Source organism: Pantoea sp. 1B4, assembly GCF_016925765.1.
Taxonomy (GTDB): Bacteria; Pseudomonadota; Gammaproteobacteria; order Enterobacterales; family Enterobacteriaceae; genus Pantoea; species Pantoea agglomerans.
This window is the reverse complement of sequence record NZ_JAEUWZ010000005.1, coordinates 224849-245467: the sequence shown is the minus strand read 5'-3', so window position 1 is coordinate 245467 and position 20619 is coordinate 224849. Positions and strand designations below refer to the sequence as shown.

Sequence of the window (20619 nt, the reverse complement as noted above, 5' to 3'; positions counted from 1 at the left end):
CTTATCGACTAAGGCCTTACTTACCGAGGATATTGTTTACTGCTTTCAGGTGGCCAGCCTTGTCTTTGTGGTTTGAAATCACCTGAATAACGGTGAATTTCTTGTTGGCGACCGCCAGCAGCGTCGCCTGTTGCACATCGTTGCCACCCATTTTGTCGGTGGCTTCAATATGATAAACCGGCAAACCGTTGGTATTTTCAGTTTTCTCACTGATCACCGTATAAGAAGGTGAAGCCTGCTTCTGCTTGTCTTTGATAGACTTCCCGCCTTCAAGAAAATCAGCGTCACTGCCACCGCGCGCAATCAATGGAATCTCTTCTTCGCCAATAATCAATACGCGTTTTTCCTGCTTGTTCACATACATGGTGCCTGGTCCGCCGCCCGGCACAGGCTGCTTTTCATAGCCCTGCAGTTTGAACGTCTGTTTACCATCCAGCAAAGAGATCGTCTGAGTCTGCGTGTTTGCAGCTGGTGCTGTCTCAGCTGCTGATGCCATCAGAGAAGTACCGCCGATGGCAGTTGCCAGGCAGATCGCACCCATAATGTTTAATGATTTTCTTAATTTCACCATGAACTCCTTCGTATTGATGATATTTCCATTTCGCTGATACAGCATCAGTATGGCCTGTATCAGTGATGTGAGGTGTTATCGGGTCAGGTCGTAAATACAGATCCCTGAGCCGAGCAGAAACAGAATAATCGGCCAGTAGAGAACGGGAATAAAAAAGAAGTTGTGGGTTTTTTCAGGGGCCATCATTGGCTGGCTTTTCGTTGCTTGTGCAAGGGAGTCCAGCCATTTTTCCTGCCGAAGCACCCAGACAAAGGCCGCACAAAAAAAGGGCAGAAACGATCAGCGTAGCCCCTGTCGCCCATAGATGGGCGACAAAGAAACCGTCGTAGTAATAAATATCTAACAGCCATTTACACAGGAGGTAGGCGGCAGAAATTAATACTGCGACGAAAAAACCCACTCCGCTCCATGCGATCATCTTTATATCCTTCTAAGGTGTGAGGAACGAGGAATATTTTTTTTGAAAATTAACATATTTTTATCATTGTGGCGATATTTTCTTTGGTGCTAATATCAATTACATCCACCACAGGAGATGTCCGGCCTGTGCAAGTTTCACATTACTGATTCTGATGGATTTATTTTCAAATATTGTTGTTTAACCTGAATTCGGCACCCGTGCAGCTAATAGCGCACCCAGGGTGTAGCATGGCTATTTGTACCGTACCGATATTATTTTCGTGCAAATTAACACGGCTACCCTGTTTTTAAAATTCGTATGCGCTGTTCTGGCGGTCGATGAGCACCATTCATGCGGCTGTCATCCGTCTGAAACAGTGTCGGTCTCTGTAGTTTTCTGCGCAGGATATTGAGGCAACCATGAATCAACCTATTGAAAATCATAATAAAGTAAACGCAACTAAAGAGTACAGTGCGAAATGGCAGACCCGCTTTGATTTCTTCGACCTTCATGGTGCTCCCAGTACACCAGGCTTCAGACAGGCATTGAAACAACTGCCTTTCAGGCAAAAATTAAAAGTGAACATGAATTTAATTGCCTTTCTTTTCGGCCCGATTTATCTGTTCGTACTCGGCCTGTGGAAGAAGAACATCATGCTGATTTTAATTATGGTAGTTGTTTATACTATTTTGATCATCGCCTTAGCGATAGCGGGCATGGAATTTCCACGGTATCTTCAGGTTGGCCTGGGCTATGGCTTTAATGCCCTGTACGGCATGAGCACCAATTACAGTTATTACCTGAAAGAGAAAAAAGGCGATAACGGCTGGAATCCCTTCAAAGGGATGCGCTGGTAATTTTTTCGCACCGCTCTGATGGTAAAATATAGGATTATGGTGTATCGGATGCAGACAGATGGCGGGGATTAGCCCTCGGTCAGGAGATCGGACAGAATAAGTGATGAGCACTAACTCAAATTAGTGCTGTCGTGGCAGAACCACCGGAAGCCGCCAGAAAAAGAACCTGACGGAAAAGGAAAAAATCGCCGAAAATATCCGGCTATACCTTTTCAAAACGGGTTCAGGCTGGCTTATAATCGCTCTGCAATAATTATAATATCGTGAAGCTCGCATAAATGTTTCCGCACCGTTTAACCGGGGCCAGGATATTCTTTTCGGAATTTCCTGATAGCAGCAGCTTCTCCCTTTCATAGACATGCAGGAAGTTACTATTTTGAATACATTAACGGAATTGAAAAAGGGTTATCTAAAGGTATTTTTCTGGCTGCTGTTCACACTGTTTCTCGTTCCTGTCATTACCCTGTTTTTTGCTGAATATGGCAACAAACAACTTGATCAGCAATACACGCAGTTCTTCAGGGACGATGCGCGGGAACAACATCAGGATACGGACAAACTACAGGCGTTTCTGCAGCAGAACCCGCCTTCCAGTGTCTGCGGCCCGGTAGATGAAAATCTGCAGGATTACAAAAACGCCGTCTGCGAACCGCAATCCGAACTGTGGCAGTTCTACATGATGGATAAAGTGGCATTCTGGACGCTGATCGGCAGCGGCGCTGTCCTGCTGATGGTGCTGTTGTTCAGTGCGCTGGCCTTTAAAAGCCGCCAGGGACAGGTTATCAGTCTGGCGCTGGCCCGCAAGTTCCTGATGCTGGCCTGTTCGCTGGAAGTCATGGTACAGGGCGGCATGCTGGTATGGCTCTCATTCTGGGGCACCGCCTTCTTTACACAAACCTACTATCCAAAACTGGTGATGGCAGTAGGACTGCTGGTGCTGGCCGGCATGTATTACATGATTAAAGGCATCTTCAAAAAACTCCCACCGGAAGAGAGTATTGAAGGCGAAGTCGTGACCCGCGAAGCGGCACCGGCACTCTGGTCACAGATTGATATGCTGGCCGCCAGAGTGGGCACCACGCCACCCGATCATATTGTTGCGGGTATCGACACCAACTTCTACGTGACCGAAGCTCCGCTGAACGTGAATGGGAATCCGCTCACCGGCCGTAAGCTCTATGTCAGTATTCCGCTCCTGCGTCAGCTCACTGTTGCCCAGGCTGATGGCGTGATGGTCCATGAGCTGACCCACCTGCATGAAGGCGACACCGCCTCCGGCGCATTACTGGGACCGAAACTGCATCGGTTTGATCTCTATATGCAGCTGATGGGTCAGAATGTGGCCACGCTGATCGTCTTCTATCCGCTCTATCTTTATCGCATGCTGTTTGAACTGGCGTGGCAGCGTAACAGCCGTGAACGTGAGTTTGTCGCGGATCGCAATGCATCAACGCTGGTCTCCCCTGCCGCGATTATCGAATCACTGATCAAAGTATCTGCGTATGCCAGCTACCGGAATGAAGTTGAGCGAAACTTCTTTAATAATCAGACGCTGCACGAAAATGAACTGGGGATCAGTAAAGCTATTGCTGCCGGTCTGCCTGAACATGTCGCCTCTCCGGACTTTATCAGCGTCATCCGTGAGCAGAATGTGCCGCATCCGTTTGATTCACACCCGCCGCTGGCGGAAAGGATGCGCAACGTAGGATATGAGATTAACGAAGCTGACTATGCAGCGATCGCCGCCGATTACCCGGCCCAGAGCTGGGTCGATCTGATGCCGGTTGCCAACGAGATTGAACAGCAGTTATGGCAGAAATATGAGCGCGACTTCTCTTCTGTGCATGAAGAGAGCCTGGCCTGGCGCTATCAGCCTGACGGTGAAATGGAAACCGCGCTGGTGCTGAAGCATTTCCCCAATGTTCCTTATACCCTGAAAGATGGCTCGCAGATCGTCATCACCTGGCAGGGCATCGTGTCGCCGAAAACCGGCGAAGTGCTGGAGTGGGATAACGTTAAAAACATCAACGTCATTCGTAGCTTCGGCCGGGATAAGCTCTACGTGCAACATGTGCAGCCAAACTCGCAGGGAAAAAAACGCAGTGAGATCCCTCTGCCGGGCCTGAAAAAGGAGATTGAAGCCTTTAAAAACACCCTCGGCTATTACTGGCATCGTCATCAGACAGTCAGGGCGTTGTTGAAAGAAGAAACGGCGGCAGCGACGCAAAGCGCATAACCCGTTTGTCATCGGCTCCCTCCTCGCAGCTGAAAAGGGAGCCAATGCGAACATCCATTTTCAATCTCTATTTCTGACCACATAAATAAAGGAACGATTGTGTTTAAAAGAGCAAGCAGGGCCATGATACCCGGGATGCTGGTGACTGCACTTGTGCTGCCGCTGGCAGCATGTGACAACAGTGACAAAGCGGATGCAAAACCCGCCCCGCAGAGTCAACCCCAGGCTGTTGCGGAGGATAGCGCTGCGCAACTCACCACAAAATTAAACGCCTATGTGGGTTGCTTTAACACTACGGATGGATCGGTTCGCGATAGTGCCCTGCGCTATGTGAGCTGGATGGCGAATGCTGAAAAGGGGCCAACCGGCAAAGAGCGCAGCGTCAACGTACTGGGCGAGGTCACGCCTTATGAACTGGAGAGCTGCACTAAAGCCATCAACCAGGCATCGAAAGCTAAACCGACGTTACCGGCGCTGGATGCTGCAGCAACACAGTATCTGGCGGATTTAACGACATTGCAGCCGCTGGCTTCGCAGGCTCATCTTTACTACAGTCAGGAAGATTACAAGGATGATGGCTTCGCGAAAGCCAAACAAATGCATCCGCCACTCATGAAGGCGTTTAACAGCTTTATGAAATCCAGCGACCAGTTCGGTGCCGAAGTTGAAAAAGAGAACAATGAGGTCGTTGCTGCGCAACTCGTTGAGATTGAAAAGTCTGAGGGCCGTCATAGTCGCTACTACCGCCTGGCATTAGTCACACAGGCCAAACCGCTGGCGACCCTGTTTACCTCTTCCGCTCCCGACGTGACAGAGATGACAAAAGCGATTGATGCTTACAGTACGCTGCTGAGTGAGGCAGAAAAGGCAACGGCCAGCGAAGCGGGCAAGCCATTAACCTGGTCCATCTTCCAGGATAATGCCGGAACCTTCCTGAAAGACTGCAAGGATCGCATGCGTCGGATTCGCGATAAAACACCTTACAGCACGGGTGAGCAGAGTCTGCTGAAAGGAAGCGGCAATTCAGGCTGGATGGTATCGGGTTCACCGATGCGTGTTTTAAAATCCTATAACGAACTGGTTGAGGCCGGTAACCGCCTGTAAGCTGAATACCTGCCCCGCATGCCTCCGGGCAGGCTTCGTCAGTCGGGCTGCTGCGTGCAACCCGACTGACGCTGTCACCTGCCGCGAAAAAAAAAAAAAAATGTTCACGCGCCAGCATTTCGTTAAAACGTTATGCCAGGCTAGTGTGCTGGATGGATCTGAGATCCGTGGCAAAGCGCACCCCTGAGCAGGATGCGCGCTATATCAGATTTTCTGACTGTAAAATTTTTGACTGAGAGGAGCGAGAGTGCAAGCAAAGGTCGGCGATATCTACAGCGTGTATTCCCCGCAGTTGCAGCAGTACGTCGCCTGTCAGGTGACACACCTCCAGCAGCCTGCTAATGCCAGAGGTAAAGTCCTTGCAGCCATACTCCAGCTCGACTGGGCAGGTGATCATTTGCCTGACAGGGCGGAAGCCAGCCGTATGCAGCCTTTGCGCTGTAGCTACTATTTTGTCAAAGACAGCTTCGATCACGGTTATGTCTCCGCCAATGTCCCACCGGGACATGTATTAATTGCCAACCTGCCGCCGCTGGCAGATCAGGAAGTAAACGCCTACAAGTTCGGCTGGGACGTGGGAGAGAGTCTTGTTCGTCAGCGAAACTGGGAGAAGATCGACCCGGCCAGCCGTGCGCGTTTCAAGGCTGCTTCAGGCGCGCACAACGTGGTTGTCGGCGGCCAGACACTTCGCCAGGACACCACCCGTATCAATGACCACCTCCTGCAAACCCTGACCGATCTCTCTGAACTGGATCGCCTGCCCTGCCTGATGACCATCGAAACCAGTCATGGCACTCCGGAACTGATGGCTTATATACAGCAGCATGACTTCATTAATGAGTTGCACTGGCAATCCGCTGTCGTCAGCGAAATCGATGTCGGGGCGACCCGTCTGTCGCGTTTTATTCTGAACCCTGAAGGCGTCAGCTGCGTGCGTCTGAATCCTGATCTCTCCCTGCTGTCACTCACCGCAACGCCTTCTTCAGGCTTTCAGGTAGAGGCCGATCAGGAGGGACGCAATCTGTGCCTGCAATGTTCGCAGACTTTGCCTGTGCTGCAGGGTATTGACCGGCTCAGGGCATTGTCATTGACAGGCGTTAAAGAGATTGATCTGGCACCAGTCGTTGAGCGCTTTACCTGTTTGACTGAGCTGCGCATCTGGGGAAATCCCGGCGTAGCCAGCAATATGCATCGTATTGCCGCACTGCCACAGTTGCAGATGCTGACCTTCTTCAACCTGTTTGGCTTCAGCGCGGCTGACTTTCCCTCACCAGAAGCGTTGCCCAATCTCTCATGCCTGTGGATGACCAGCGTCCCGCTTGACGTTGTCAGCTCTGTCAGAGCCGCTTATAAAAAAGGCGACAACTCAGGGGTTGGATCTCTCGCTGAGTAAAGCACGCAAGCCGGAATGGCTGGCTGAGAATCTGCACAATCCGTTCCGGGACTGGGATGGACGCGAACATATTTCGGCCACTTATGCCAAAAAAGCATCGCTGGCTTACAAAAACCTGCGGGCTGCCACGAACAACATCGATAGCAGCATGGATGTGGCGAGCCTGTTAACCGCCGCCGTAACCGCCTATACCGAAGCCTTTAATCTCATCGACCGGCGTTCAAAAGCGATTGAGACGGTCGAGCGTGAGGAGATCTACAGTGTGCTGTGCGATGTTCTGAACCCGCTGGAGCAGAAACTGGGCGAGCAAGGCGCCACGCTTGTGGATCAGCCGCGGTTGTATCACCTGTTCGACCAGTTACGCGAATTCTGAGCCATCCCGATGATTCAGGCGTGTTCCGCCACGTCAGAAAACCGTTATTCGTCCCGATCACCTTATGCGGCAAAGCGTTAAGACGTGAGTTGAGAAAGGATCGCGGGCGGGAGAGTCTGCAGACCTCTCTTTCCCGGCCAGCCATTCTGTTGTTTATGATCGGGTAACGGCGGATAAAGTCAGCTGTGCAGTGGGTTTATCCGGAGATATTACCCTGCCCTTTACGCAGTCCGTTCAGGAGCGCCTGCGTCGCGCCAGAAGCTTTTCCGGAAGGCGAACAGACCAGCCCGAATTCACGGTGCAGAGGCGGGATGACCGGCATCACTGACAGGCCGCGACGTTCCGCTGGCAGGGCTGATTCCGGCACCAGCGCGACACCCATGCCTTCACGCACCAGCATGCAAGCGCTGATCCAGTCGCGGACCTTTACGCGCACGTCAGAGAGGTGGAATCCTGACTGTTCCATCAGGCTTTTGCCATTAACGACGCATCCGCCTGTTGCAAGCACAAAGGGCTGGTCTGCCAGTTCCTGCAGGGTTATACCGTTCGCGCCTGACTGACCGATGTGCGGAGCGCTGGCTGGCATGACGGCGACCCAGGCGTCTTTTCCCAGTATCACCTCAGCACGTCCGGGTGTGGGGTTCATTACCACCCCCAGTTCAACGGTGTCTGCTGCAAGCCACTCCTCAACTTCTTCATCCGTCCCTTCCAGCACCACCACCTCCATGCCCGGATGCAGACGCCTGAAGTTACGCAACAGCCCAGGCAGGAGTGTGGACGTCACAGAGGGAAAGCTGGCAAGCCGAATGCGTCCGCCTTTTAAACCCCGGCTCTCATCAGCCAGCACGCGGATCGCGCTGAGCTGCGACAGCATAATCCTGGCATGTTCAATGACCTGCTCTCCCAGCGCGGTAACACTGATGTGCCGGCGCTCACGCACGAATACCGCGAACCCGAGTGACGACTCTAACTGGGCGATAGCCTGGCTGGCACCGGACTGTGTCATGCCTGTCGTTTCAGCAGCACGCGAAATATTGCTGGCATCGGCCACCGCCACCAGCAAGCGCCAGTGCAGAAGATTCATCATGGTTATCAGTAGCTCAGCTAATAGTTAACTTTTGAAGCATTAATTTTACAGAATTCTCTGCGTTAAGCACAGTCTGTTCCGTAACGACAAAGAGAATCTCACATCGCTTTCAATGTTAACGGAGAAGACATGAAACTTTATTACGCCCCGGATACCTGTTCGCTGTCACCCCATATCGTGCTGCGTGAACTCGCACTGGAGTTTGAGCTGGTTAAAGTGGATAACAGGAGCAAGCTCACCTCTGACGGACGCGACTTTCGCCTTATCAACCCCAAGGGCTATGTTGCTGCACTGGAACTGGACGACGGGCAGATACTGACTGAAGGGCCGGCGATTGTGCAGTACCTCGCCGACCTGAGGCCGGAAAGCGGGCTGGCACCGCCAGCAGGCAGCTGGGCGCGTGTTCGACTGCAGGAGTGGCTGAACTTCATTACCAGTGAAATCCACGCGGGTTCCGCTCTGTTGTTTAACCAGGCACTGCCCGACGCTGTCCTGTCACTGTTTCGTGAAAAGCTCTTCCGGCGGTTCGACTTTCTGCAGGATACGCTCGCCGAAAAAGCGTTTCTGATGGGGCCGTCATTCAGCATTGCTGACGCCTACCTTTTCACCGTACTGGGCTGGTGTAAGTTCTTCAGCATTGAACTGGATCGCTGGCCTGCGCTGGTGGCATACAGAGCAAATATCAGTGTGCGCCCTGCTGTGCAGGCGGCATTATGGGCAGAGGCGACGCAGTAAGCGCAGACAGATTGGTGGCCTGAGGCCAGAGTATGAATAACCGATCCTTGATCTGCTGCTGGCGCCTTGCGTAACGGTAGTCTGGAGCCAGAAGCGGACTGAAATTTATCGTTTCACCGGGAACGGGTTAGTATCTCCAGACTGACCTTTTAGCGGGGAGTCGGCTTTATGATTAACAACACCAGGGCGGAAACCTCTGTCATCAGGCATGCCGACAGGAATTTTGACGTCACGTTATTGAAGGTGAATGAGGCCAGCCACTGCATCCTTTTTGCGGCAGGCGCTGGCGGAAGTCCATTGCGTCATCTTGAGCTTCTGCAGATCTTTAGCCGCAATGGTATTTCAGTGGTAGCGCCCCATTTCGAACGGTTAACCTCTTCCACGCCCTCAAAGGCTGACTTACTGCAACGCAGCCAAAGGCTTGTCCTCGCCCGCGATGCGTTTTGTCAACATTATGCCTCGATTACCGGCATCGGACACTCACTCGGCACCGTGATTTTGTTAATGCACGCCGGGGCGACGGCCTGGACTCGCTCCGGAGAGAAGGTGACATATGCAGGCAGACAGGATTTGAATCAACTTGTGCTGTTAGCGCCACCTGCGGATTTTTTCAGAGCACCCTCGGCCCTCGCCTCCGTGAAAGTGCCGGTCAGGATCTGGAGTGGCGAGCAGGACACCCTGACACCGCCATCGCAAGCGCTATTCATCAAAGAAGAATTAGATAATCGAACTGAGACAGAACTTTGCGTGGTTAAAGATGCCGGGCATTTTACCTTCATGAACATCCTGCCGCCGCATATCACTGACACCCACCCATCACGCGACGCCTTTCTTCTCAATCTGGGAGAAGAGATCGCCCGTTTTGTCACTGGCTTGTTGGCTCAGCCAGTTAATGAATCACCTTAATTAAACCGATCCCTCTTTTTCAATCACCAGCACGCGGGCGACGCCCTGTGGACGCGCAATATGCTCTGTCCCTTCACTGGCATAAAAAATATCACCGGCGTTGAGTACACGGCTTTTAACTTCGCCCTGCTCTTTATATTGCATTTCAACACACCCATCCATGACAGCAAAAACCTCCTGACCATCGTTGATGTGCCACTTATAAGGCTGATCGGTCCAGTGAAGTTTCACGCTGACATTATCGAAGCTGGCAATATGCTGTGAGTCCCAGGCCTTCGAACCGGTAAATTCCTTACTGCAATAAAAATTCATTTTAGCTCTCTCAACAGGAGTGATTTAACGCCATCGACATCATCAATATCAGAGAGAGTTGATCGATTCTATACGTCAGGCATCTGTTGTCCTGATCTGTCCTCTGGTTGTCCGTTTAGGGGCAGAGCGGGAAGGTCGCAATACTTTCAGGCAAACCCGGCACCGCACATGTGCGCTTTATGCCAGAGCAGGCGTTGAGCGTATGGTAATGTGTTCACGATTAGCTACAGGGATACTTCTGAACAGTTATGGGCTGAAATCGCATGGATGACGAATCGCCTCTATTCATACCAATGCCAAAGGTCTGTAATGAAATCGATAAATCTGGAAGGTCTGTATCGTTCTGCCAACGAGCACACCGTCTCCATCTGGTCGGAAAATGCAGGAGTTGGGGCTGTTAAAGAGGGGAATTACTACGATCCTGTAAGGCTGGCTCTTGCAGCGGGCATTCAGCCGCCGGTGACCTTTGATGTCTCACGTCTTATTTGTGAATTACAGCAGCTCACAAAGGATGATCCCCTTGCCGATATTCTGCCCACACAGGGTTTCCATTTTACCTTCCTGTCCCTGACTCTGCCGCTCTATAACGAAAACGAGCCATTGCCCGAAAAAATCGATGAATTGACGAATATCTGGAGCGGATTTGATGCGATAAAAATTGTTATCAGAGATCTGCGGTTAGTTGCATTGCCCAGTCAGTTATTGCTTGCGGGGATCCCTGATAGTTCGGCAATAGCCATGCGCCACTCATTCTGCGAAAAAGTTCTGGATTCGCACTGGAAAAATGAGTTGCTGATGCGTCATACCGGCAGCCCATTACCGGCACCCTTCTGGCACAGCACGATTCTGCGCTACGGCGCTGATTTTTTTACCTGCACCCGTGCGTGAGTTTATTTTTGAACGTCAGACCATTAATTTTGGGGATGTAGATGGAGAGTTAAAACTGGCGACGGTCAACTACAACTGGACAAAATGTTATCCGTTGGCGGATTAATTAAGACGAAGAAATTACATGATAAATAAGATGTCTTAGTTTCCACTGCCTGTCCTCGCGTAAACGTTTCAGAAGTGGGTAATACGCCCCTTTTTTCGCTCATAACAGTCATTAATCCGCACACATTCCGCTCTATACCTGACAACCCCCCTCCGGCTGAAAAAACAGGGCCTGCGCGCAACACTTTCTGTCTTTTACAAACCTGATGTCGCTAGCCCTGTGGTGCCTCATTCACATCATGTCACTTTTTTCACGAGTAAAAACCTCAGGAAATTTAAAAAACCGCCGCGAGCTGCCGATAACCTCAGGTATCGAAACTCTGTACGCAGGAAACAACATCAATGTCACCATCCGACACCCATAGTAAGCATCAGGAAATTGGCGAAATTACGGCGCGTGCTGGCTTCATCCTGCGACAGCTTCGCGACAGTCTGCAACAGCTGGGGCTTGATAAAACCATCGCCGATGTGGCGGGAAGCATCCCAAACGCCCGTGAAAGGCTGGGTTATGTCGTCACAATGACCCGCGAAGCAGCAGAGGGCGTAATCAACAGCGTGGAAATCACGCAGCCTCTGCAAACCGATCTGGGAGAAAAAGCTGAGAAACTCTCGCAACGCTGGGATGCCACTTCCGGTACGCTGTCAGACAAAGAACAGACCCAGGCATTAGCGGCAGATACCGTTGCCTTGCTGAATGATGTCCCCCCGCGTCACGGGTCTGACGCAACAGCAGTTACACGCGATTATGATGTCACAGGGCTTCCAGGACCTCACAGGACAGATTGTGCAGGCTATGATGGCCGTGCTGAATCAGGCTGAGCAGCAGCTGATACAGGTCATCCGCGATAATACCGGCTCACACAGCACCGCCGAGCGCACTGCGCCGTCTAAACCTTCCTCCGCACCAGAGACTCCTGCCAGTCAGGATGATGTGGACGACCTGCTGGCCAGTCTGGGAATGTAAGCCGACCCGAAGAAAATACGCGATTTAAAATGACGATTAATGATTAAAGGTCTGCGCAGGACAAACAGTTCGTCTGACAGCAAACACGCTATTGCGGCTAAATGTCCGCTTTGCGCTATTAGCTGACGCGATTTAACTATCGGCCCGTTGATAAACAAGGTTCTGACCAGGCCAGATTGCATAATCTGGCATTTCAGAAATAAGAGCATAATGAGGAATGGTATAGTCTCTTATTCGATTTATTTTCCCATATTTATTATATGACGGTAGGAAATATATATGGCATAAGAGCATTAAAAGAACACTCAAAGGAGTGACGTTATGTCGCTTTATGACCTTAGAATTGAATCACATGCATTACCAGAGGCCTGGCACTCTCAGGTATTAGGCCACATTGGCACAGCGAATCTCAAAGTTTTACGAATGGATGAACGCTCTGTTATTGAAGAGGTACATGAGTATGATGAAGGGTTACTGGTCATTGACGGTCGTCTTGAACTGAGCGTGAAAGGAAAACAAATCTCTGTAACTTCTGGCCAGCTTTACGTAGCCAAGGCTGGGATTCCTCATAATGTAAAAAAAAGGCAGTTTTGGCACACTGGTTATCATAGATTTGCCAGAAACATGAGTAGCCTAACGATAGTTTGTCAGATATTTGATCAGAAGATAATTTGCCTGATGCAGATGTCCGCCTTATGCCATAAGCGGACGTTTATGAAAATGACAGTAGATTACGCGCTGCGATATTTCTCCAGTTTGATATCGGTATCGTTAATCTCTTTTTTTATTACCCCAGCCGAGCTGCATGTAAAATTTCGCCGCGCGACTATTTTTATCAGTTTCCAGCCAGGCAATCTCATGATGTTTGAATAATTCCTGCTCGGCGAGAAAAACCAGCCTGCGACCTATCCCCTGGCCTTCATATTCCGGGAGAACAAAGGCCGCAAAAAGACAGCCTTCATCCGGTAAAATCATTGAAAAGCCGACTATTTTGTCGTTTTCAGCCGCAACCCAGGCGCATAAATTCTTTTCAATCATATCGGCCACGACGCTTTCGGTGATCCCCAGCTGACGCATTTCTTCACGACTCAAATAATTCTCGAGCACTGAGGTTCTGACTTCGAAAATACTATCAACATCAGAAGCCCGGGCTGTTCTTATATTAATATTCATTAGTCTTACTCCTTGTATGACAAAAATATTTCTTGATGATGATGCCTGACATTCCCTTAAACGAACCATAGAATCTTGAGCAAAAAAAGCTGTTAAACGGCAGGCCGTCAAAGGCGGCACTACCTCAAAGCCTGCATAATGAATGAAGCCGTTATGATAAGAACGTTGTGCAATAAGAGCTCAGCCGACCTTAACTCCGCTCTGTTTCTTCATAGTGACGCCTCATTAACTAATTTGAGATAGCGGGAACCCGATATGTTTCTACCACTCACCACGCAGACAACTTTACGCCCGCTCAGTTCTTTTGCATAACGGATGGCTGCCGCAACTGCGGGTACGCCTGAAGGCTCTACAACATGGCTGTGCAGATTAAGCATTAACAGCATCGCTGCTTTAATTTCAGCTTCTGAAACCAGAAGAACACGATCGACGCGATCGCGTATAAGTGGCCAGGTCATCGCTTCAGGCTCTATATAGCCACTTATGCCTTCGGCGATTGACGACGATATTTCCACTGGGATCGCCTCACCAGCTTCTTTCCAGCACGCAAACGTCGGGCTTGCTTCACTCTGCACTGCCCACACTTCGGCTGCAGGGTTTATGCCCTTGATGGCTGTTGCGATACCGGAGGCCAGCCCGCCGCCGCCAATGTTCACGAGAATAACGTCAGCGTCTGGCCAGTCTTCCATGATTTCCAGACCGACGGTGCCGCCTCCGGCAATCATCTGCTGATTATTATAGGCTGAGACGAACGTAGCGCCGGACTGTTGCGCTGCAACAATGGCTTCCTGCCTTGCATCTTCAATGTTGTCAAAAAACGTAACCTGCGCACCATAACTTTTCATTGCAGAAACCTTAATCGGGTCTGCTGAAAACGGTAAGAATATGGATACGGGTATGCCTGCCGCATGTCCCGCACAGGCAAGCCCTAAACCATGATTCCCTGCCGTCGGGGCGATGACGCCGGCACGTCGCTGGTCTGCATTAAGACTGGCAAGAACGTTTGCAGCACCTCTCAGCTTAAAGCTACCCGTATGCTGAAGATTTTCCATCTTGAGCCTGACCTCCGTCCCGACAAGAGCAGACAGCGAGTGGGAAGGCTCCAGTGGAGTTTTGCATACTGTTGATTTAATTCGCCCGGAAGCGGCATAAATATCTTTCAGCGTGACACCGTCTGTTAGCCTTTGTCTGTGGTTTGTCATAGTATGCCCCTAAAGTTATATAAGAAAATGACTATATAGGCGATTGGCTATATGCACAACTCAAAGACATTAATGGCCGATATTTTTCGTGCCCTTGGTAATGAGCATCGGCTCGTGATTGTTGAATGGCTGTCCGATCCAGAGTCACATTTTCCGGTGCAGCAGGACGGCGATCTGGTTAAGGATGGTGTGTGTGTCGGATTTATCACCGAAAAAATTGGACTGAGTCAGCCCACCGTGACAGGCCATCTGCAAATTCTTGCTAAGGCCGGAATTGTGACATCGAAACGTATCAAGAACTGGGTGTTCTATAAACTTGATCGACAACGGATGGATGAAGCTACGGCAATGTTGTCTGGATATGGGAAGCTGGCGACTGGTTCACCTGAGCAGCCATAATTGGTCAGTATGTGTATTTACAGGGCACTAAATCCAGTGTGTGTGTATATCTCGCTCCTGGCGTGCCCGCCTTTCAGATAAATTTATTCGGTCATCGTTATCTGTTGTCATCTTCTGCAAAACTGCCGTTTAACTTCAGAAACTACCCCGGCTGATGACCAACCTGTAGGTTTGGGTCCGCTTTCGTTCAAAGCGGACCTTATGACCTAACTTTCTGTACGATCCGTGCCTGAGGCGGCCATTAATTACATTCAGATGCGCTAAGAAACATTGAGCCGCTTATTTTCCTTCAGGATGATTCGGACATATTTTAGAACCGACTGCGCACGACACGCCTGGCGTTCTGCCGCAACCCGTCAACCAACCTGCCCCATTCAGGCAGGTGGAAAGCTTTTATTAGACGAGATTCACCAGGGTGCACGCTCTCCATCCAAAAAGAATCTTGCGGTGATTGTCTGGGATACTTCAGCAGCGAGCCAGACGATCCCCCCTGGCCGCCTGGGATACAGTTCGATAACCGGTATGTCCGTTAAAATCGGTGGCCGTATATCCCGGGTCAACTGCGTTTACGCTGATGCCATACTCAGACAGTGAATTGGCAAATGCCACCGTAACGCCATTTAATGCTGTTTTTGAACTGGTATAGCCCAGTGCCGCTACCTGAGAGTGGGGATGCGCTTTGTCAGATACCCATTCCAGCGATCCCAGCCCGCTGCTGACCATGATAATCCGGGGTTCCTCACCCAGTTTGAGCAGCGGCAGAAAAGCCTGCGTTACTCTGATGACGCCGAAAACGTTGGTGTTATACACCGTCATAATATCGCTGATGCTCTGCGACTCAGGCGCGATGGGCCAGGTTCCGGGAATACCCGCATTGTTGATCAGCACATCTAGTTTTCCATCTTCTGACTTTATCTGCCCGACGGCCGCATCAACACTTTTCTGGTCTGTCACGTCAATGATAGCCAGCCGCACTTTAATGCCTTCCGACAGCAACCGGCTGTCGCCGTCTTTGAACACTGGCTGCAGCCCTGCTTTACGACGGGTGAACTGCTGCCTGTGCTTCCGGAGTGGTGGCCCGAATTTGAAGGTCCCTGGCTCTACTTTCCCAGCCGCTTTATGTCAGCACCTCTGCGCGCTTTTGTAGATTTTCTGAAAGAGGTACAGTCAATGCCTGAACCGCTCGATTGACTGCAGTAGCAGGCCCGCCAGTCGATATTGAGCTCGGCTAACAAGCGCACCTCTGTTTTGACGGGTTGTGGCAGGTTAAAACGCACTGGAGGCATGGGGCCGCGTTTCAGACCGCTTTTTTCCCGGAGCAGACCTTGAGAAATTTCAGCTTCCCTGACTAAAGTGGAGTACTAATTTTTATTTAAAACCACTCATTACGGGAACTGGAAAAATGGAAACTGATTGGCATAGCTCCTCACTAACACGTTCGACCATCATTGATAAAAATTACAAAAACACACAAAACGTTCGCCGTTTTATGATCAAAGAGTGTGGAGAGAATTTCCGATTCAATCGTGAATTTATGATCTGGATAAGTAATGCTACCCCTAAGAATTTGGGTGATGTCGTAGATGAGTGGAAACGGCGATATAAACGTTAAAATATGGATGTCAGCCTCTCACTTATAGCGAACCTTGTGCGTTCTGGCACAGGTTAACACCTCGAATTTTATCTCGGCGACAAAGCTGTTTCGTAAGAAAGCTTAGTTTCTGTGGTACTCAACCCAGTTAAAATCAGGTTTTTTTATGGAAAAAATAATTCTTGTCCCGTCTGGTCTTGGTCTCAACCCTCTTTATGAAGGGCACATACCGGGCACATTCCGTGCGCCAGCAGTTCTCATGCACCACGGACTCGATAAAATGTTTCCCTCTTGTAACTTTGTTACTGTTCCCTGCCCTGAATACAGTCCTGAATGTGAGCCAGGTACTGATATCCTGAACGGTCACAAGCTCAGACAACTTAATCTACGATTGGCTGATGAAGTAGAGGCGGCGCATCATCGCAACTTAAAGCCCGTTGTTATCGGAGGCGACTGCGCCATCCTGCCCGGAGCCTTGCTGGGCAGCAGGCGTCAGTTAGGGCAACTTGCACTTGTGCATATTGACGGCCACAGCGATTTCCGTCATCCCGGCAACTGGAAGCGAGAACCAGGAGCACGACCAGGCGCTGCGGCCGGAATGGATTTGGCACTCGTTACCGGTCGGGGAGAGCCATTACTGACTGCATGGCCCGGTATCGAAGGATCCCTGGTTCAGGATGACGCAGTGATTCAGCTGGGAGAGCGTGAGTCGCTCCTTGAAGATTATGAATGGCCTGACATTGTTGGCACTGATATCCGGCGTATAACTATTTTTGACGCGCTTAAGTTGCCTGATCATGATCTCATCAATGTGATATTCGAGCGGCTCAACTTTTTTCCTGAAATGCCCTACTGGATTCATCTTGATATGGATGTCCTGGACAGTTCTGAAATGTCTGCAGTTGATTGTCCCGGCAATCCCGGTTTGTCTTCTGAAACACTTGTAAATCTCTGTCGCGAACTTTTCAGAAATATGCGCTGCTGAATCGCCACGGGTTTAACAGACACCTCAGAGTCATTTAAGATGGCTTAAAGAGAGGTGTCCATGAGCGGTAAGCGTTATCCCGAAGAGTTTAAAATTGAAGCAGTCAAACAGGTTGTTGATCGCGGTTATTCTGTTGCCAGCGTTGCAACACGTCTCGATATCACCACCCACAGCCTTTACGCCTGGATAAAGAAGTACGGTCCAGATTCTTCCACTAATAAAGAAGAGTCAGATGCTCAGGCCGAGATCCGCCGTCTCCAGAAAGAGCTGAAGCGGGTTACCGACGAACGGGACATATTAAAAAAAGCCGCGGCGTACTTCGCAAAGCTGTCCGACTGAGGTACGCCTTTATCCGTGACAACATCTGTTGCTGGCCTGTTCGCCTGCTCTGTCGGGTGCTGGATGTTCATCCCAGTGGTTTTTACGCCTGGCTTCAGCAGCCGCATTCACAACGCCATCAGGCAGACCTAAGACTGACAGGACAGATTAAACAGTTCTGGCTGGAATCGGGATGCGTCTATGGTTATCGCAAAATCCATTTGGATCTGCGGGACAGCGGGCAACAGTGCGGAGTGAACAGAGTCTGGCGACTGATGAAACGTGTCGGGATAAAGGCTCAGGTCGGATACCGGAGCCCGCGGGCACGTAAAGGCGAGGCCAGTATCGTGTCGCCCAACAGGCTCCAGCGACAGTTCAATCCGGATGCTCCGGATGAGCGTTGGGTAACGGACATAACCTACATCAGGACCCACGAAGGCTGGCTGTATCTTGCCGTGGTTGTTGATCTGTTCTCACGCAAAATTATCGGCTGGTCCATGCAATCCCGGATGACAAAGGACATTGTCCTGAACGCACTGCTGATGGCTGTATGGCGGCGTAATCCCCAAAAACAGGTGTTGGTTCATTCGGATCAGGGCAGTCAGTACACAAGCCATGAGTGGCAGTCGTTCCTGAAATCACACGGCCTGGAGGGCAGCATGAGCCGTCGCGGTAACTGCCATGATAATGCGGTTGCAGAAAGCTTTTTCCAGTTGTTGAAACGCGAACGGATAAAGAAAAAGATCTACGGAACGCGGGAAGAAGCCCGCAGCGATATTTTTGATTACATCGAAATGTTTTATAACAGTAAGCGTCGGCATGGTTCTAGCGATCAGATGCCACCGACAGAATATGAAAACCAGTATTATCAACGGCTCGGAAGTGTCTAGATTATCCGTGGCGATTCATGCTGTGGCATCACAGTGACCATTTATGATCCTGATTTAGATCATGAAGGGACAGCAGCAAAGCTCATTTTGGACATGCTCAGTAGCATAACTAACGGTATCTGACCCAATTACAATCAATGCGATTACTACGTCCGTTTCTCGCTAATAGCGGACATTGCCTGATGCAGATGTCCGCTTTGTCCAAGAAGCGGACGTTGCGCTTTTTACTGCCGTGAATGCATCTCAATGATATTACAAACTTGTTAGAGATTATTCATTTCCTGAGCTTTCACGAATGCTGGTCGGCTCATGGCTCTGGCTATGTAGCTGTCAGTTTCTTTGCCAATTTCTAATCCGCATAGTTTTGCCCACAGCAACGAATGAGAGAGGAAAATGTCGGCCAGAGTAAAATTGTCCCCGGCGATCCACGTATGGGACGGATTGAAGCGGATCCGGGAGATGACCTCGGTTGCTTCGTCTCTAAGGGAATTCATTAAGTCAGTGGATCGTTGGTTTTCTGGAATGAATACATTTTGTCTCAGTAAACTCCAGACCGGCGCTTCTAAGTCGGTGAGACTAAAGCTCAACCACGCATTAACGGAGGCTTTTTCTTCTGGATTAGTGGGGTAAAGAGTACAATTTTGATGTTTTTCACACAGGTAAATACATATAGCTAAGGTTTCACTGATTGATATTTTTCCGTCAACCAAAAAAAGGGATTTTTCCAAAAGGATGGGGTGATTTCACGTCAGAAGTTGGATTAAAAAGCTCTACTCTGATGTTATCGTAAGTTGCCCCAATTTCTTCAAGCGCCCACAGCACCCTAAGGGATCTGCTTTTTGGGTAGGTATAGATTTTCAACTCAAAACTCCTTTTTTTATGAGCAGTCCTTATAGAATAAGTGTTGAGTTAATGTCAAAAAAGTCCGCTTTGAGCCAGAAGCGGAAGTTGCACTTGCACTTGCACTTGCACTTGCACTCCTATGTTAAATACTGAAAGCAGTCATAGATGGAACATTATGTTAGATTCAGTAGTTAAAACTGAATCGAGGATAGCGAATGTTCAGCATTTCAGAAGTAGATAAAAGTGATTCTGACCTGCAGTGGCTGGTAAGGGAACTCGATGCCTTTCAGAACGAACTATATCCTACAGAAAGCAATCACTGCCTGGATCTTTCAACAGTTACTGATGAGCAGCTCCGGTGCATTATCGTACGTGATGAAGGTGGCTTACCTGCAGGTTGTGGTGCTTTGCTATTTCATAAAAATGGCTCAGCTGAGATTAAGCGGGTTTATATTCGACCGGAATATCGGGGGAGGAAGCTCGGAGAAGAGATAGTCAACGCAATCGAGAAGATTGCTTCAGAAAAGAATTTGAGCTTATTGCAGCTTGAAACAGGGATTCACCAGCAACCGGCTATAGCACTTTATCGTAGATGCGGTTATGAGATATGCAATTCATTCCCACCTTATGCAACAGATCCGTTGAGTGTTTTTATGTGCAAAAAACTTCCTTAACTTCATGTTTTTATGTTGCTAAAGGGTGTAGATGCAAAGTTATAATGTCCGCACCCCCACCTATGAACAGGCTATCTGGTTTTATCGGAGAGGCTTTTTCATTGAAGGTGATGTGTGTGCCACAAAACCATTCCGTTCATAAAAGGGTATCGCCTGCTGTCGGGCATCAAGGAACACGAAGTTCATATCCCTGCTTTCTGATTCAGTAGTGGCAAAATCCAGCAATTTTTTCCCTATCCCTTTGCTTCTTAAAGCCTCATCTACGATCAAATCATCAATATAGAGATGTGATCCTCTGGCCAGAGTATGAACGGGACGGAAACCCATCAAGCCAAGCATTTTCTCATTGCCAAATGCGCCAACAAGTTCATAACCGTTCAACGTCTGAATTCTGACGCTTTCGATAAATTTTTCTTTGGAAATGTTCCGTAGCTGTGAAATTAGACTGTAAGCATGATCCCATTCTAGCGGCAGTAACTTTCTGATTGAAATGTTCATAGTGCCTTCATTTCCATATAGGTTTCTGATTTTATAAGCTTATTAGCAATAATTCGCAACAGTGAAGTTATGTTCAACCTATTGGAAACCTTCGGCTGTCAAAAGTGAAACGTCT

General features: G+C 49.6%; 22 protein-coding genes and 3 pseudogenes. 16 read left to right on the top strand and 9 right to left on the bottom strand.

Features of this window, described 5'->3' with window-relative positions; all coding sequences use genetic code 11:
* Positions 1-16: 16 nt before the first annotated feature.
* Together JNO11_RS22700 and JNO11_RS22695 are read right to left on the bottom strand one after the other, a co-directional pair.
* On the bottom strand, positions 17-616 hold the full coding sequence (locus JNO11_RS22700; RefSeq protein ID WP_033760995.1) for a hypothetical protein: 600 nt from the start codon (positions 614-616) through the stop codon (positions 17-19).
* Between the two features lie 127 nt (positions 617-743).
* Positions 744-989, bottom strand: a complete 246-nt coding sequence (locus tag JNO11_RS22695; RefSeq protein WP_325177968.1) for a hypothetical protein — start codon at positions 987-989, stop codon at positions 744-746.
* Between the two features lie 401 nt (positions 990-1390).
* Here JNO11_RS22695 and JNO11_RS22690 point away from each other — a divergent pair, with 401 nt between their 5' ends.
* From JNO11_RS22690 to JNO11_RS22670, 5 genes are all read left to right on the top strand, one after another.
* Positions 1391-1828: a DUF2628 domain-containing protein gene (locus JNO11_RS22690; protein WP_010670648.1), complete on the top strand. Its 438-nt coding sequence runs from the start codon at positions 1391-1393 to the stop codon at positions 1826-1828.
* Positions 1829-2186: 358 nt separating this feature from the next.
* A complete protein-coding gene (locus JNO11_RS22685; RefSeq protein ID WP_325177967.1) occupies positions 2187-4064 on the top strand; it encodes a M48 family metallopeptidase in 1878 nt (625 codons plus the stop codon).
* Between the two features lie 135 nt (positions 4065-4199).
* A complete protein-coding gene (locus JNO11_RS22680) occupies positions 4200-5168 on the top strand; it encodes a YiiG family protein (protein WP_325177966.1) in 969 nt (322 codons plus the stop codon).
* A 247-nt stretch (positions 5169-5415) separates the two neighbouring features.
* A complete protein-coding gene (locus JNO11_RS22675) occupies positions 5416-6561 on the top strand; it encodes a hypothetical protein (RefSeq protein ID WP_325177965.1) in 1146 nt (381 codons plus the stop codon).
* Complete coding sequence (locus JNO11_RS22670; RefSeq protein WP_325177964.1) at positions 6542-6934, top strand: hypothetical protein; 393 nt, start codon at positions 6542-6544, stop codon at positions 6932-6934. The genes JNO11_RS22675 and JNO11_RS22670 overlap by 20 nt, the downstream gene beginning before the upstream one ends.
* A gap of 196 nt (positions 6935-7130) precedes the next feature.
* Here the strand turns inward: JNO11_RS22670 and JNO11_RS22665 are convergent, their stop codons facing one another.
* On the bottom strand, positions 7131-8021 hold the full coding sequence (locus JNO11_RS22665) for a LysR family transcriptional regulator (protein WP_325177963.1): 891 nt from the start codon (positions 8019-8021) through the stop codon (positions 7131-7133).
* Positions 8022-8150: 129 nt separating this feature from the next.
* Here JNO11_RS22665 and gstA point away from each other — a divergent pair, with 129 nt between their 5' ends.
* Both gstA and JNO11_RS22655 read left to right on the top strand, forming a co-directional pair.
* Positions 8151-8756 carry a glutathione transferase GstA gene (gene gstA, locus JNO11_RS22660; RefSeq protein WP_033773722.1) on the top strand — a complete coding sequence of 202 codons (606 nt, stop codon included), beginning with the start codon at positions 8151-8153 and terminating at the stop codon, positions 8754-8756.
* A gap of 168 nt (positions 8757-8924) precedes the next feature.
* The gene (locus tag JNO11_RS22655) at positions 8925-9662 is read left to right on the top strand and encodes an alpha/beta hydrolase (protein WP_033773720.1); all 738 of its coding nucleotides are present in this window, start codon (positions 8925-8927) and stop codon (positions 9660-9662) included.
* Here the strand turns inward: JNO11_RS22655 and JNO11_RS22650 are convergent, their stop codons facing one another.
* Complete coding sequence (locus tag JNO11_RS22650; RefSeq protein WP_010259799.1) at positions 9663-9974, bottom strand: cupin; 312 nt, start codon at positions 9972-9974, stop codon at positions 9663-9665.
* 309 nt (positions 9975-10283) lie between these two features.
* On the opposite strand from JNO11_RS22650, the pseudogene JNO11_RS22645 reads away from it, so the two are divergent.
* The 4 genes and pseudogenes from JNO11_RS22645 (at position 10284) to JNO11_RS22630 (ending at position 12559) form a co-directional block, all read left to right on the top strand.
* Positions 10284-10968: pseudogene (locus JNO11_RS22645) on the top strand (hypothetical protein).
* 341 nt (positions 10969-11309) lie between these two features.
* Positions 11310-11786, top strand: a complete 477-nt coding sequence (locus tag JNO11_RS22640) for a protein phosphatase CheZ (RefSeq protein ID WP_325177962.1) — start codon at positions 11310-11312, stop codon at positions 11784-11786.
* On the top strand, positions 11713-11931 hold the full coding sequence (locus tag JNO11_RS22635; RefSeq protein ID WP_346267506.1) for a protein phosphatase CheZ: 219 nt from the start codon (positions 11713-11715) through the stop codon (positions 11929-11931). The genes JNO11_RS22640 and JNO11_RS22635 overlap by 74 nt, the downstream gene beginning before the upstream one ends.
* A 321-nt stretch (positions 11932-12252) precedes the next feature.
* Positions 12253-12559 (top strand): annotated as a pseudogene (locus JNO11_RS22630) (cupin domain-containing protein).
* A 143-nt stretch (positions 12560-12702) separates the two neighbouring features.
* Here the strand turns inward: JNO11_RS22630 and JNO11_RS22625 are convergent.
* Positions 12703-13104, bottom strand: coding sequence for a GNAT family N-acetyltransferase (locus JNO11_RS22625; RefSeq protein WP_325177961.1), 402 nt, complete (start codon positions 13102-13104; stop codon positions 12703-12705).
* A 209-nt stretch (positions 13105-13313) separates the two neighbouring features.
* The gene (locus JNO11_RS22620) at positions 13314-14306 is read right to left on the bottom strand and encodes a threonine/serine dehydratase (RefSeq protein ID WP_325177960.1); all 993 of its coding nucleotides are present in this window, start codon (positions 14304-14306) and stop codon (positions 13314-13316) included.
* Positions 14307-14378: 72 nt separating this feature from the next.
* Here JNO11_RS22620 and JNO11_RS22615 point away from each other — a divergent pair, with 72 nt between their 5' ends.
* Positions 14379-14705, top strand: a complete 327-nt coding sequence (locus tag JNO11_RS22615; RefSeq protein WP_325177959.1) for a metalloregulator ArsR/SmtB family transcription factor — start codon at positions 14379-14381, stop codon at positions 14703-14705.
* Positions 14706-15170: 465 nt separating this feature from the next.
* Here JNO11_RS22615 and JNO11_RS22610 read toward each other — a convergent pair whose 3' ends face one another.
* Entirely contained in the window at positions 15171-15725 is a 555-nt protein-coding gene (locus tag JNO11_RS22610) for an SDR family NAD(P)-dependent oxidoreductase (protein ID WP_325177958.1), read from the bottom strand.
* 382 nt (positions 15726-16107) lie between these two features.
* On the opposite strand from JNO11_RS22610, the gene JNO11_RS22605 reads away from it, so the two are divergent.
* The 3 genes from JNO11_RS22605 (at position 16108) to JNO11_RS22595 (ending at position 18489) form a co-directional block, all read left to right on the top strand.
* Positions 16108-16317: a DUF6434 domain-containing protein gene (locus JNO11_RS22605; RefSeq protein WP_045139936.1), complete on the top strand. Its 210-nt coding sequence runs from the start codon at positions 16108-16110 to the stop codon at positions 16315-16317.
* Between the two features lie 145 nt (positions 16318-16462).
* Entirely contained in the window at positions 16463-17281 is an 819-nt protein-coding gene (locus tag JNO11_RS22600; protein WP_325177957.1) for an arginase family protein, read from the top strand.
* A gap of 60 nt (positions 17282-17341) precedes the next feature.
* Positions 17342-18489 (top strand): IS3 family transposase gene (locus JNO11_RS22595; RefSeq protein WP_088234235.1). Its coding sequence is split into 2 segments (ribosomal slippage): positions 17342-17579 and positions 17579-18489, totalling 1149 coding nucleotides; the frame shifts between segments, so codons are not numbered across the junction.
* Positions 18490-18752: 263 nt separating this feature from the next.
* Here the strand turns inward: JNO11_RS22595 and JNO11_RS22590 are convergent.
* Positions 18753-19350: pseudogene (locus JNO11_RS22590) on the bottom strand (glutathione S-transferase family protein).
* A 197-nt stretch (positions 19351-19547) separates the two neighbouring features.
* On the opposite strand from JNO11_RS22590, the gene JNO11_RS22585 reads away from it, so the two are divergent.
* Positions 19548-20006, top strand: a complete 459-nt coding sequence (locus JNO11_RS22585; RefSeq protein ID WP_325177956.1) for a GNAT family N-acetyltransferase — start codon at positions 19548-19550, stop codon at positions 20004-20006.
* Between the two features lie 81 nt (positions 20007-20087).
* Here JNO11_RS22585 and JNO11_RS22580 read toward each other — a convergent pair whose 3' ends face one another.
* Positions 20088-20504, bottom strand: coding sequence for a GNAT family N-acetyltransferase (locus JNO11_RS22580; protein ID WP_060678931.1), 417 nt, complete (start codon positions 20502-20504; stop codon positions 20088-20090).
* Between the last annotated feature and the right edge of the window lie 115 nt (positions 20505-20619).